This window comes from Fulvivirga sedimenti, assembly GCF_020328055.1.
Genome location: NZ_JAIXNE010000003.1, coordinates 549,848 through 563,041, shown reverse-complemented (window position 1 = coordinate 563,041; position 13,194 = coordinate 549,848). Strand labels below are relative to the sequence as shown.

The following is a 13,194-nucleotide window of genomic DNA, read 5'->3' as shown; positions in this document are numbered from 1 at the left end:
TTTTGAGGTATACAACGAACACATGTTTACAGGAATAATTGAAGCAACCGGAACAGTAAAAGCCATAGAGACATCAGGCTCCAACCGGCATTTCGATATCGAAAGTCCGATTTCATCTGAACTTAAAGTGGACCAGAGTGTCTCTCATAACGGTGTCTGCCTTACCGTAACGGCGGTAGGGGAGAATAATCACCGTGTAACTGCGGTGGAAGAGACACTTCGAAAGTCATCCCTGGGTCATTTAAAGCCCGGAGCAGCTGTTAACCTCGAGCGATGCATGAAAAGCGACGGACGATTCGACGGCCATATTGTTCAGGGACATGTGGACTCAGTGGGCGAGGTAACTCGGCGGGAGGAGCGTGACGGAAGCTGGCTGTTTACTTTCCGTTTCCCGGCTGAATTCAGCAAGTTCATGGTGGAGAAAGGATCTGTAACCATCAATGGCATTAGCCTTACCTGTTTTAATGTCGGCAGAACGGAATTCACCGTTACCATCATTCCTTATACCTATGAACATACGACAATGAAAAATCTGAATCCCGGAGATCTGGTAAACCTGGAGTTTGATGTCGTAGGCAAGTATGTGCAGCGAATACTTACCCTAAGCGGTCGACTTTAACCATTTGTTGTTTGCCAGCATTGCAAGACGGTAACACAAACTTCCTGCTACGATTCCGATGGCACCCCCTGCAATAACATCAGCTGGATAGTGAACACCCAGATAAATGCGGCTGTAGGCGATGAGCGCCGCCATCACAAAGAGATAGCCTGAGTATCGTACCGAATTTCTTAACAGCAAGTACAGATATGTGGCAACAGCAAACGCGTTGGCAGCATGGGAAGATGCAAAACCGAATTTACCACCCCTGTATCCGTTTACAATATGCACAAGTCCCTCCTCAAAGGATGGATCCCGTGATGGTCTGAAACGCTCAAAGAAAGGTTTCATCAGTCCGGATGTAACCTGATCCGCCAGGGTGATGGCCAGAGCCAATCCTGTAAGCCAGAGGACAGTCCTCCATCCGAAATTTTTGATGAGCAACCACATGAAAAGCAGGTATACCGGCAACCAGGTAAGTGTCTGCGAGATATAATACATCACCGGGTCAAGCCAGGCAGTATGCAGACCATTCAGTATAAAAAATAGATCCTTATCCAGTTCTGCGAGTTGTTCCATTACTCAGACAGCCAGTTGATATCTTTTTTAAGCAACTGGAGCGTCTTATGCTCCCTGCTTCCACTTTCCGGTACAGCATTGTATTCCCAACCGGCAAGTGGAGGAAGACTCATCAGGATCGATTCTGTACGCCCGTTGGTCTCCAGTCCGAATTTTGTTCCCCGATCCCACACCAGGTTGAACTCAACATACCGTCCTCTGCGTAGCCGTTGCCAGTTGACCTCTTTCTCACCGTATTCAATTTCATGGTTCTTCTTCATGAAATGCGCATAGAGTGGTGCAAAGAGATCCCCAAGTGCAATGGTGAAATCGTGGATATGCGTTTTATTGCCATCCAGGCGATCAAAAAATATCCCGCCGATTCCTCGTGTTTCTTCACGATGCTTCAGGTAGAAATAATCATCAGCCCACTTTTTGAATTTTGGATAATAGCCCGAATCATAACGGTCACAAACGTCTTTCAGTGACTGATGGAAGTACCTGGCATCTTCCCGGTTTACATAATGCGGGGTCAGGTCAATTCCACCACCAAACCACCAGTGGCCCGACGTCATTTCAAAATAGCGCACATTCATGTGGATAATCGGTACCATTGGATTTTTGGGATGAAGTACAATGGAAACCCCGGTAGCAAAGAAGTCGGCCTTCGGTAAATCCATAGACCGTAAAATGTTATCCGGTGTTTCCCCGTAAACCTCTGAAAAGTTCACACCTCCTTTTTCAATGATCCTTCCGTTGCGTATCACGCGTGAAATGCCGCCACCACCGCCAGGGCGTTCCCAGGTATCGGTTTCAAAAGAACCCTGACCATCAGCACTTTCCAGTCCGCCAATAATTCTTTTCTGCAGGTCGCGATAGCTTTCGGCAATATTTTCTTTGGTGAGCATCTGGCAAAACTAGTCAAATCCGATCGAATACCCGAGTATAAAGAAGTCGTTAAATTCTAATTCCCAAGGAGGGCAAAAAGCATCAAATTCAGTAACTTCGCAAACGATTGAAACAGAAAAAGACTATGTCGACAACGAAAGCAGCGGTACCGGGAAAAGCATCAACCACCAAAAAAAACAGTTTCCCTGCTGATATACCTGAAGACATATTGCTGAAGGCTTATCAGCTGATGTGCACGGCAAGGCGGATGTCTGATCTTTATGATGAGCATCGCGACATTTGCAGCAAATATGTGCACAGCACATCACGCGGGCATGAAGCGATCCAGCTGGCCATCGGTTTGCAGCTGACAGGCAGGGATTATGCCTCCCTGTACTATCGTGATGAATCAATATTGCTGGGAATCGGTATGCAGCCCTACGAACTCATGCTTCAGCTCCTGGCACGCAAGGATGACCCGTTCTCGGGTGGGCGGACCTATTATGCGCATCCTTCCCTTGACAGGGACGGTTTCCCCAAAATTCCGCATCAGAGCAGTGCTACAGGTATGCAGGGCATCCCGGCCACAGGTATGGCACAGGGCCTCCAGTACCTGGAAGACATGGAACTGATAGAGAAAGAGAAGGGCCTGGTATTCTGTTCCTTTGGGGATGGCTCTATCACCGAGGGAGAAGTAAGTGAAGCCTTCCAGATGGCCGTCCTGAAAAACATGCCCATCCTCTATGTGGTGCAGGACAATGATTGGGGGATTTCTGCTACGGGAAAAGAGATGCGTGCAATGAATGCCTATGAATTTGCAGCAGGGTTTAAGGGTATGAAGCGTTATCAGGTAGACGGCGCTGATTTCATGGCGTCCTACCGTACGATCAAAGAGGCGATGAATTATGTGCGCGACCGAAAGGGTCCGGCAATTGTTCATGCCACCTGTCCTTTGCTGGGGCATCATACTTCCGGGGTTCGTAAGGAATGGTATCGGGGGGATGACGACCTTAAGGCCCATGAAGCCCAGGATCCGATTCCAGTTTATGAGAAAGCATTGCGCCAGATGGGGGTCAGCACAGCCCGTCTCAAGAAATTGCGGGAGGCTGCCGAGAAGGTGGTGGAATCCGATTATCAATATGCTGTAGATGCCCCCGAGCCGGATCCGTCTGAATTTGATACACATATCTTCGCGCCTACCCCTATTGTAGAAGAGAAAGGCAACCGGCACCCTGAGGGTGGGGAGAAGGTGGTGATGGTTGATGCCGCCCTGCATGCAGTCGATGAAATATTAAAAAAGCATCCTGAAGCCTTGTTATATGGCCAGGACGTAGGAGGAACGTTGGGCGGTGTATTCCGTGAGGCGGCCACACTGGCCCAGAAATATGGAGACACACGCGTGTTCAACACACCTATTCAGGAAGCATATATCGTAGGTTCCACGGCGGGAATGTCTGCGGTAGGCACCAAGCCGATCGTCGAGATTCAGTTCGCCGATTACATCTGGCCGGGCATTAACCAATTGGTGGAGGAACTTTCGAAAAGCTGCTATCTGTCGATGGGTAAATTTCCTGTTCAATCCCTCATCCGTGTACCAACCGGTGCCTATGGCGGGGGCGGACCGTACCACAGCGGCAGCGTGGAATCCGCGTTACTGGCCATCCGCGGCATTAAGGTCGTTTATCCGTCGAATGCCGCCGATATGAAGGGATTATTCAAAGCAGCCTTTTACGATCCGAATCCGGTAGTAATGCTGGAGCACAAGGGCCTGTACTGGTCAAAGGTTCCCGGAACGGCGGAAGCAAAAACGATAGAACCTGATTCAGATTACGTTATTCCGCTCGGAAAGGGCAGAATGCATCTTGAAGCAGCTGAAGGTTCACAGAGCCGCGTACTGGTCGTGACGTATGGTATGGGCGTGTACTGGGCCACTGCAGCAGCGAAGAACTTTGAGGGCAGAATATCTGTTTTGGACCTTCGTACGCTCCATCCGGTTGATTGGGATCTGATTGCCGAAAAAGTAAGTACCCATAATCGTGTCCTGGTGCTTACCGAAGAACAGAAAATGAATTCTTTTGCTGAATCACTGGCAGGCCAGATCGGACAGGAATGTTTTGAACATCTGGATGCACCTGTTCGTGTAATGGGTTCAGCAAGCCTGCCTGCCGTGCCGTTGAATGTTCACCTGGAAAGTCAGATGTTACCCAATGCTGAAAAAGTTGCGTCTGAGCTGGAATGGCTGCTTTCGTATTGATCAGAACGGGTATCCAATACCAATATTGAATATGACCGTTTCAGATGCTGAGCGGGTGAAGGGGGCGTCGTAAAAGCCCCTCGATAAAATAAACCTTTTACCGGGCGCACGGGCGGGATCAAATACCTTGATACCTGCATCCAGCCGCAGGACGAGAAAGGAGAAATCAAAACGAAGGCCCACCCCGGAACCCACAGCGATCTGACGGTAGAACCGGTTCAGCTTAAAAACCGCATCGTCCCGTGTATCTTTGAAGTTCCAGATATTTCCGAAGTCAAAGAAGAAGGCATAGTCGATGAATCCGATCAGGTTCTTACGGAATTCTACACTGCCTTCCATCAGAATCGTTCCCGGCTGCTCAAAACTGTAATCCACTTCCGGTGTAATGAGCCCTTCGCTATTGGTGATGGTTGAATCAATTCTTACAAATGACCCCGGGCCGAGTCGTCTTGGCCTCCAGGCCCTGATGCCGTTGCTGCCTCCTGCGAAGAAGTATTTTTCATAGGGGAGGATGTCATTATTCTGACCGTAACTTTTGGCAAAGCCAATATTGAACCGGAAGGCAATGGTCGTATTTTTATTGAGCGGTTTATTATTCCTGTAATCAAAATTCGCCTTGATCCATTGATAAAATTCCAGGTTTTCACGTTCCAGGAAATTCGTATTTACAAAATTCAATGTCGTTCCGCCGCTTTCCACGAATAGCCGGTAGAAAGATGAATTCACATAATTGAGTCCGTAGCTGTTCTTATTCCAGGTAGCACTCAGGATCATCGAAGAAACGAAAGAAGGATTAAACGTATTGATCAGGTTATTTCCTTCCGTACGCAATGAATCCAGCAGTTCCTCAAAGGAATCGGTGAGTGTTGAGCGAATGATACTCGCATCGGTCAGGGTGAACTGGTAGAATGTGTTTTTTTCACTTTGCCAGGTATAAACTGCTGCGAAATTCGTATTCTTTCGAATATATTCAGGACGATCAGTATAACTGTAACCTACGGTTAACCTGGTTTTCGGGTTCACTTTACCCATGCGTTCCTTGACTTCGGCGCTCACGGGCATAATGAATTGCGGGAATGTAAGGCTGGCATTGATCCCTCCTTCAACGCTGGTATATACATCCTGTACCTGGGTTGCCGGAAGCACTCCTTCGTATCCGATCCGCCCCGAGATTTCAAAAATTTCCAGTCCGCCAAAGACATTACGTTTCTTCAGGGACAAATTAACAAATGGCCCGGGAAAGCCCTGTGTCACGTTCATTCCGATCTCGGAAGTAAGCTGATACAGCTTCAACGGACTCGTATAAATATTGGCCACCAGCTTACCGCCAGTGGAATCGTAGTTGATATTGATAAACCGGAATATATCGAGGTTTGCCAATTGGCGTTGTGTCCTGAACGTGTTGGAACGGTTGTAGAGTTCATTTTGGGCGATGAATATCCGTCGGTTCAGGACCTTTGTGTTATATCGGTTCTTGACGAAAATATAATTGATATTCTTGTATTCCTCGGGGGTTGTGGTATTCATTGGAATTACCCCCTGATTTCTATTGGTGATAAAATTTACGGAGTCAACCCGGAACTGCCGGTGACGGTCACGGTTCAGGGGTTTGTTGATCTTTGTGCGAATGGCGACATGCTGCGGTTCCCCATAGGCAGTGTCGACCTCAAATTCAACATACTGGCGGGAAAAGGAGAAATAGCCATTGTTTTTCATCATTTCATCGATGCGCTGACGCTCATCGGTGAGCTTAGACTGGTTATAATTCTCTCCCTTCACCAGCAGGCTTTCTTCATTATTAGCACGCATCAAAGATGTGATTACCGGATCATCGGTCTCCAGCATCAGTGTGTCAATGATATAAGCCGGCCCCTGATTCACCTGGAATTTTACACGTACTTTTCGTCCGCTTACGCGTAAAGCCGTATCTACACGGGCCTGAAAATATCCTTTCGACTGCAGGTATTGCTCAATCCTGTCGGCAGTAGCAGCGGTTTTTGATGTGTCGAAAACGGCGAGCGGTTCACCCCACCGCATGAGCGTATTGCCTTCCTGAATGTTCAGGTCAATCTTGTCGGTTTTCCTTCTCTTTCGGCGTTCGTATTTGTCAACCTTTTTCTTCTTACCCTCAGCCCGGGCTATTTTGCGATTATATTTTTCCTGAATTTCCTCCTTTTTTGCCTCATACTTTGCGATATCATAGCGGTTCAGACCGTAATAATAAAGTCCTACATAGGGTGCAAATGGAATCAGAGGTACCTTTCGGTTGGTCTTTTGGACATAGAGCTGGGAAATGTCTTCGGTATCAATATCCTTGGTGGTTTTGGAAACCTGTTGCTTGACCAATAATTTTTCTCCTTCTTTGAGATGGCGTGTACCCAGACATCCTGTCGTCAGGAGCAGGAGGGTAAAAAATGCTAGATGTCTGAATTTCCTCAAAAGATGACGAATGGTAAAACTCTCAAAGGCCCACACGAAGTTCATTAAATCACTCCAATTAAAAAAATACAGGCAATTGGAGCAAACTTTTCTTGTAGAAGGTGAAAAAAGTGTCCTGGAAGTGATTGATTCCGACTTTGAAATAACCGAGATCATTGCTACTTCAAAATTCAGAAGCCTTCATGGTCATCTCCTGGAGAGCCTTTCTGTACTGGAATCTGAGGATCTTTCAGCGATCGGAACCCTTAAGAGCAATGACGCCGCAATTGCCCTGGTTCGAATGAAACCTGAGCAACCGTTTGCGGTGACCTCCGGCCTTACCTTACTTTCGGATGGCATCAATGATCCGGGAAACTTCGGAACCATCCTCAGGGTGGCCGACTGGTATGGAATTAATCGGATTTGTGCTTCGCCTGATACCTGTGAGCTGTACAATCCGAAGGTGATCAGCTCCTCGAAAGGTTCCTTTACCCGGGTGGAGGTATCTTACGCGGAACTTGATACTGTCATCGCAACCGCTGGCTTGCCTGTATATGCGGCCGATATGTCGGGCCGGAATGTCCATTCTTTCAAATTCCCTGAAGACTGTTTACTGGTGATGGGCAATGAGTCGCACGGTATTTCCGCATCGCTGGAAGCATTGATTACCGAACGACTGACCATTCCTTCCTTTGGGGGTGCTGAATCACTGAATGTAGGTGTTGCCACAGCCATTATGCTGGACAATTACCGAAGACTGCACCACTAGTCGACCAATTCTCTCAGATCCACCGGCACAACCCTGGAAACACCCTGCTCAATCATGGTGATTCCATAGATCACGTCGGTACTGGACATGGTGCGTTTGTTATGGGTTACGATGATGAACTGACTGTCCTTTGAAAACGTCTTGATAATGTTATTGAACTTATCAATATTGGCATCATCAAGAGGGGCATCCACCTCGTCGAAAATACAGAAGGGCGCGGGCTTCAGCAGATAGATCGAAAACAGGAGGGAGGTTGCCGTGAGCGTTTTTTCTCCACCGGATAATTGGTTGATGGTCAGCGGCCTTTTGCCTTTTGGTTTCGCCATGATCTCGATTTTTGATTCAAGCGGATTATCCGGATCGGATAGTTTCAGATCACAGTCATCTTCCTCGGTAAAGAGGCTCCTGAATACTTTGACGAAATTTTCCTTGATCTTTTCATACGCATCCAGAAACGTCTCCTTAGCCACGGCATCAATTTCATCGATGGTGAGAAGGAGGGATTCCTTGGCCTTGATAAGGTCATCCCGTTGTACAGTAATGAAATCATTTCGCTCCTTGATCTCCTGGTATGCCTCCATGGCCATGGGGTTGATGGGCCCCATTCGATCCAGACGGTCCTTAATACGTTGAACAGTGTTGGCGAGGTTTTCTACGGCGGAAGGATCCGGTTGTTCGTCCGGAATATCTTCCATCAGCGAATGCATTTCGATGTTGAACTCAACCGAAAGTCTCTCCTTCACCGCCGAGAGCTCCAGCTTCGTATCGTTGAGTTTGTTTTGTAATTCAATCAGGAGTGTATCAAGCTGTTCCCGGCTTCGCTGAATCTCCCTTTCTTCCTTATCGATCCGGTCGATGAGTCCGCGTGCCGCATAGTAATCCTTTTCTGCTTCATTTACGCCGGTCTCAATCGCTTCCTTTTCTTCGTACATCGCGATCAGCTCATCATCGGTGGCTTCCGACCGGTCGATCAGCTGACGGATTTCTTCCTCCGTTTGCTTAAGTTCTGAAACGTTCTTATCGATGCGTGCGCGTGTCGACTCGAATGTCTCTTCCTTGTATTCCATTTCCTGGATAAGGCTCTTCAGCCGGTTTTCCTGCTGATGGAAATAAATATTTTGTTCATTGAATGCGGCGGATCGCTCATTTAGCCGCTGGTCTTCTTCCGAGAACTCAGCTTCCATCCCGGCAAGTTTTTCTTCAATCTTGACTAACTCCCTGCTGGTTTCATCTGCTTTGGGACGATGATCATCAAGTTCCTCCCGGATCTCTTCAATTTTCGCCTGGATATCTTCTTTTCTCAGATCTGCGGCCGAAAGCATTTGAGCAAACTGCTCTCTTTTGGTATTGATGGAGATATATTCCTCATTGATATGACGAATTTCTTCCTGCATCTCTTCGAGCTCCGACTGGTGGGTATCCCCCCGAAGTTTTTCCAGCTCCTTCTGATTTTGAGACAAGCTTTGCTGAACACTGCTTAGCTTTTTATTCAGGGATTTGATTTCCTTATCAAGCTTCTCAAGGTTTTTCGCTCTTCCGATTCGCTTTCCTTCAAACAGCCCTACTGAGCCACCGGAAATACTGAATCGTCTGCGGGTGACCTTACCGTTCTTTGTGATAAATATGCTGTCATCAGCCGGGATTGAGGTATGATCCCCCTCATATATGTACACGCGGTCCAGAATGTAGGACATCAGCGCCCGGTACTTGTCATCATATTCGATGATTTCGGTGGCAGGAAATGCGCTGTCATAGAGTTGGGTGTCACTCGGTTTGAATCCGTCAAAAGAATCAAGAATAAAAAAGTGTGCCTTCCCTTTTGCCGCATCGCTCAGGATATTGATAGCCTCGTAGGCGTCTGCTTCCTTCTCTACGATGTAGTAATTGAGATATGGTTCCAGGTAATTCTCGATGGTAACCCGGTATTCATCATCACAGGTTAGGATATCCGACAGGAGTGGTGCATTTTTTTTCCATCCGGCCTTTTTCTTGAGAAACTTTATTGCCTCGGGGAATCCTTCCAGGTTTTCAACCAATGATTTGGTGAGGTTATACTCGTTCTGACGGGCATCCAGTGTACGGTTGGTTTGTGCCAGCTCCTCCCGGATCATTTCGATGGTCTTCTGCGTATTCTGGATGCGGCTTTGCAATGCGGATTCCTGGTTCTTTATTTTCTCAAACCGCTGTCGTTTTACCGCCAATTCCTCGGCCAGTGCCTGCGCTTTCTTTTCAAATTCCAGCAGGCTGGCATTTTGCTCACTGGTATTGGAAGCTGTTCGCTCCAATTCCTGCTTTAGCGAACTCAGTTGTAATTCTTTTAGCTCCACGGATTTGCGCAGCTGATATACTTCTTCCTGTGCGTTCTTCTGAACCCGGCGCAATGTTTCCGTCTCTTCCTGCAGCAGGCGTGTTTTCTTTTTCTGTGTTTCGTATTCCGCCTGGAGCTCTTCTTTTTTGACTGTTAGTTCCTGCATCCTGTCTTCGGCCGCCACACGTTCCTGGCGCAGGCTTTCAATGCTGAAGGATGCGCGCTCACTGCTCTTCTTATCCTGCTCTATCTGTTCCTTGAGGTTATCTGACTTGTCATTCAGATACCGCAGGCGTTCATTTTTGATCTTCTTCTCGCTCTCATACTGACGGGTCTTGTGCACATGGTCATTCAGCGCTTTTTGCCGGCTGGCCAGTGTCTTTTCCATGTGAATCAGATCTGTCTTCGCTTTTTCCAGCAGGGCTTCCTTTTCCTTGATCTGCTTGTTGAGGCCGATCTTTTTATCGTTCTCAACTTCGATCTGTTTCTGGAGACCTTTGTACTGCTCAGAAAAACGGCCGATCCGCAGACGTGCCAGTGCCAGGCTGGATGCCTTGTACTCTTCCTTTAACTCATAGTACTTTTCTGTCTGCTTTGCCTGCCTTTCGAGCGATTTCATATTCTTTTCGATCTCGAAAAGCAGGTCTTCAACGCGTTCAAGATCTGCATCGGTATCTTCAAGCTTGCGGAGTGTCTCCTTCTTGCGCTTTTTGAATTTAGAAATGCCCGCTGCCTCCTCGAACAATTCACGGCGGCTGTTGTCCTTATCGTTCAGGAGATCATCCACCATCTTTAATTCTATAATGGCGTAGCTGTTGGAAGCAATACCCGTATCCATGAACAGGCTGGTGATGTCCTTCAGCCGGCAAGTGATGCCATTGAGCAGGTATTCACTGTCTCCGGAGCGATAATATCGTCTGGTGACTGTTAGCTGCGAGTATTCAGTAGGGAGGAGGTTCTTGGTATTATTAAAGGTTAGGCTCACTTCTGCCATTTGCGAAGCCTTTCTTTTCTTGGTTCCGTTAAAGATCACATTCTCCATCTTGTCGGAACGAAGAGTTTTGCTGCTCTGCTCACCCAGCACCCAACGGATGGAATCGACGATATTCGATTTTCCGCACCCGTTAGGTCCTACAATACCTGTAATACCTTTGTCGAAATTGATCGTGACCTTATCACCGAAACTCTTGAATCCCTTGATCTCCAGCTTTGAAAGCTCCATACGCGCGTGAAGTGTTTATTAGAATTTGCCCCACTTTTGGCAAGGAAACAAATTTATTACTTTCTCTTAATAATGCACCGTGGCTGGCGTTAAAATGATCGGTCAGCCGGCAGATTACATCAAGTTTTTTTACTCACCTGATTTAATCTTAAGTGGATAAATCCATTACGGCAGAAATAAACGGAATCCACACCCAGCCGAAAGCCACAATAGCGATGATGAGGGCAATTATTGATGGAACGGACCGGAAACGTGTTCTAATGCTTCTGCGAAGCAATACCAGCATCCAGACGGGAGCCATCATCAACATCATTACAGTTAGCGGGCTGAATACAAAATAAGTGTCGTGCAGTTGTATGTCTGTATCACCGTGAAGGCGGAAACCCAGGTAAACCAGCAGGGTCAGAAATGCCAGAAGCAGCATATTATCACGGAAGCCGTTGTCCTTAATCATTTCTGTTAATTTTACGTCCGAGTATCAGCAGATCGATCACATGAGAAAAAATAACCAGCGGCACCACTGTTGCCGGGAGCAACACGTAGGGAAAGAGTGTAACCGCTTTATTTGGCTGCTCGAAAGCGAATTGCTGAAAGGGAACCTCCGTTGAAAGCACACCATTCACCAGAATGAACAATACCAGTCCCAGGCAAACAACGTTCCAAAGAAACAGCCCAAGATCACTGATTCGGTCGCGGAAATAAAGCAGGGCTACAAACGGCGCAGATATACCTGCAATAATGTCGAAATTCCGGCCAGCAAAAGTCATCAGCTGAGGCACCATTTCATAAGAATACAAATAGAAGAGGACAATCTCTACCGGGAGTCTGACGGAATGTACCCAGGTGCTTCGTACAATATTATGCTGGGATTCGATCCTTCTGAGGCGCTTACCGGTGCTTCCATATATAATCAGAATGAATGGGGGCAACAGGATGGCAAGGAGAGGAGGAGGCATTCTTTTGAGATCACCGTAAAAACCGAGGATCGCCAGAACACATTGCAGTACCGACCATACCAGGATCAAAAGTATCGTAGTTCGAAGGCCGGGATTGGCCCGATAGAAGAGTCCAACCGTTGTCAAACAAATTAAAATAAAAAACAGGTCTAGCCACAGGGGAGTCATACTTCCTGAATTTATCATTTTTAATCCTATATTTGAAAAGGATGGACCGCGAAATAATCATTTACATCATATTTCTGGTGATCGCCCTGCTGGGACGGCTGATGGGTGGTAAAAAAGGACAGAAAAAACCTGCCGCATCCGGCGGACAGCCATCACGACGACCTCAACAGCCTGTGAAATCCTTTGAAGAGCTCCTGCAGGAGTTTACCAGTGGAAGGGAACCATCACCGGAGCCTACCTTTGATGATGAATGGGAGGAAGATGAATTAGTTGACGAGCGCGAAGTAAGGAGGGCCGGCAGGCCCCTTCAGCGTGAAACTGAAAATCCCTTTACTTTCGAGCGTCAGGACAAACTTCGAAGCCTGGATGAAATGGTCAATATCGAAGGAGTAAAAACAAAGTCAACCGTTACCCTTCAGGAAGAGGAAGAAGAGGAGGCTGCCATGGATGAACCAGGCATCAGGGAGATGCTGAAGAACCCGGAAGATGCCCGCAAAGCCATCATCCTTGCCGAAATTCTTCAGCGGAAATATCACTAATAGGGGTTTTTTCTTACATATCTAAATCAGGCCCTTTCGGATTTCCCTTAGAAAATAGTTTGAATAAATTAAATTTAAAACCATATTTACGATATGTTCGGTAGTCTGTAAACTATCGAATCAATATCATTTTTTTAACTATTTTTTGAATAGGCAGATTTTTTATGTCAGTATCCAGCATATTAAAATTATCCATTTTGCTGCTGTTCATAGCGACAGTACCTGCGCTCAGCCAGTCCAAACAGGAAAAGGAAAAATTTTCAAGCAAGTGTTTTGGCGGAAAGATTGAAGCGACCATACGGCACGCATCTCCCGGTCAGAATAACGGGGAAATTGTACTTGATTTACCGCCGGGTGCAGGAAAAGTTCAGATTGTGTGGATTACCGTAGACAAACCCGTAAAGGGAAACAGGGAATTCAAGGGTCTGAAAGCAGGATATTACAGTGTTCATATTACTGATGAAAAAAGATGCCAATCCATCATCGATAATATTCAAATAAAGGAAATTGAATAGT

Annotated in this window: 11 protein-coding genes; 5 read left to right on the top strand and 6 right to left on the bottom strand. The window is 47.0% G+C overall.

The features are described 5' to 3' along the window. Positions 1-22: 22 nt before the first annotated feature. Positions 23-619, top strand: a complete 597-nt coding sequence (locus LDX50_RS14735) for a riboflavin synthase (RefSeq protein WP_225698066.1) — start codon at positions 23-25, stop codon at positions 617-619. Here the strand turns inward: LDX50_RS14735 and LDX50_RS14730 are convergent. Both LDX50_RS14730 and hemF read right to left on the bottom strand, forming a co-directional pair. Then, entirely contained in the window at positions 602-1,177 is a 576-nt protein-coding gene (locus tag LDX50_RS14730) for a phosphatase PAP2 family protein (protein ID WP_225698065.1), read from the bottom strand. The two genes, LDX50_RS14735 and LDX50_RS14730, sit on opposite strands and share 18 nt — an antisense overlap. Further along, complete coding sequence (gene hemF / locus LDX50_RS14725; protein ID WP_225698064.1) at positions 1,177-2,064, bottom strand: oxygen-dependent coproporphyrinogen oxidase; 888 nt, start codon at positions 2,062-2,064, stop codon at positions 1,177-1,179. Before hemF ends, LDX50_RS14730 begins: the two co-directional genes overlap by 1 nt. A gap of 125 nt (positions 2,065-2,189) precedes the next feature. On the opposite strand from hemF, the gene LDX50_RS14720 reads away from it, so the two are divergent. Further along, entirely contained in the window at positions 2,190-4,298 is a 2,109-nt protein-coding gene (locus LDX50_RS14720) for an alpha-ketoacid dehydrogenase subunit alpha/beta (protein WP_225698063.1), read from the top strand. On the opposite strand, the gene tamL is transcribed toward LDX50_RS14720, so the two are convergent. Then, positions 4,299-6,737: a translocation and assembly module lipoprotein TamL gene (tamL, locus tag LDX50_RS14715; protein WP_225698062.1), complete on the bottom strand. Its 2,439-nt coding sequence runs from the start codon at positions 6,735-6,737 to the stop codon at positions 4,299-4,301. Positions 6,738-6,747: 10 nt separating this feature from the next. On the opposite strand from tamL, the gene LDX50_RS14710 reads away from it, so the two are divergent. Further along, entirely contained in the window at positions 6,748-7,485 is a 738-nt protein-coding gene (locus LDX50_RS14710; protein WP_225698061.1) for a TrmH family RNA methyltransferase, read from the top strand. Here the strand turns inward: LDX50_RS14710 and smc are convergent. From smc to LDX50_RS14695, 3 genes are all read right to left on the bottom strand, one after another. Then, the gene (gene smc, locus LDX50_RS14705; protein WP_225698060.1) at positions 7,482-11,015 is read right to left on the bottom strand and encodes a chromosome segregation protein SMC; all 3,534 of its coding nucleotides are present in this window, start codon (positions 11,013-11,015) and stop codon (positions 7,482-7,484) included. The two genes, LDX50_RS14710 and smc, sit on opposite strands and share 4 nt — an antisense overlap. Before the next feature lie 148 nt (positions 11,016-11,163). Beyond that, complete coding sequence (locus LDX50_RS14700; RefSeq protein WP_225698059.1) at positions 11,164-11,469, bottom strand: hypothetical protein; 306 nt, start codon at positions 11,467-11,469, stop codon at positions 11,164-11,166. Continuing rightward, positions 11,462-12,097: a hypothetical protein gene (locus tag LDX50_RS14695; RefSeq protein ID WP_225698058.1), complete on the bottom strand. Its 636-nt coding sequence runs from the start codon at positions 12,095-12,097 to the stop codon at positions 11,462-11,464. The genes LDX50_RS14700 and LDX50_RS14695 overlap by 8 nt, the downstream gene beginning before the upstream one ends. A gap of 83 nt (positions 12,098-12,180) precedes the next feature. On the opposite strand from LDX50_RS14695, the gene LDX50_RS14690 reads away from it, so the two are divergent. Beyond that, on the top strand, positions 12,181-12,678 hold the full coding sequence (locus tag LDX50_RS14690; RefSeq protein WP_225698057.1) for a hypothetical protein: 498 nt from the start codon (positions 12,181-12,183) through the stop codon (positions 12,676-12,678). Between the two features lie 197 nt (positions 12,679-12,875). Continuing rightward, positions 12,876-13,193, top strand: coding sequence for a hypothetical protein (locus LDX50_RS14685; protein ID WP_225698056.1), 318 nt, complete (start codon positions 12,876-12,878; stop codon positions 13,191-13,193). Position 13,194: the final 1 nt, after the last annotated feature.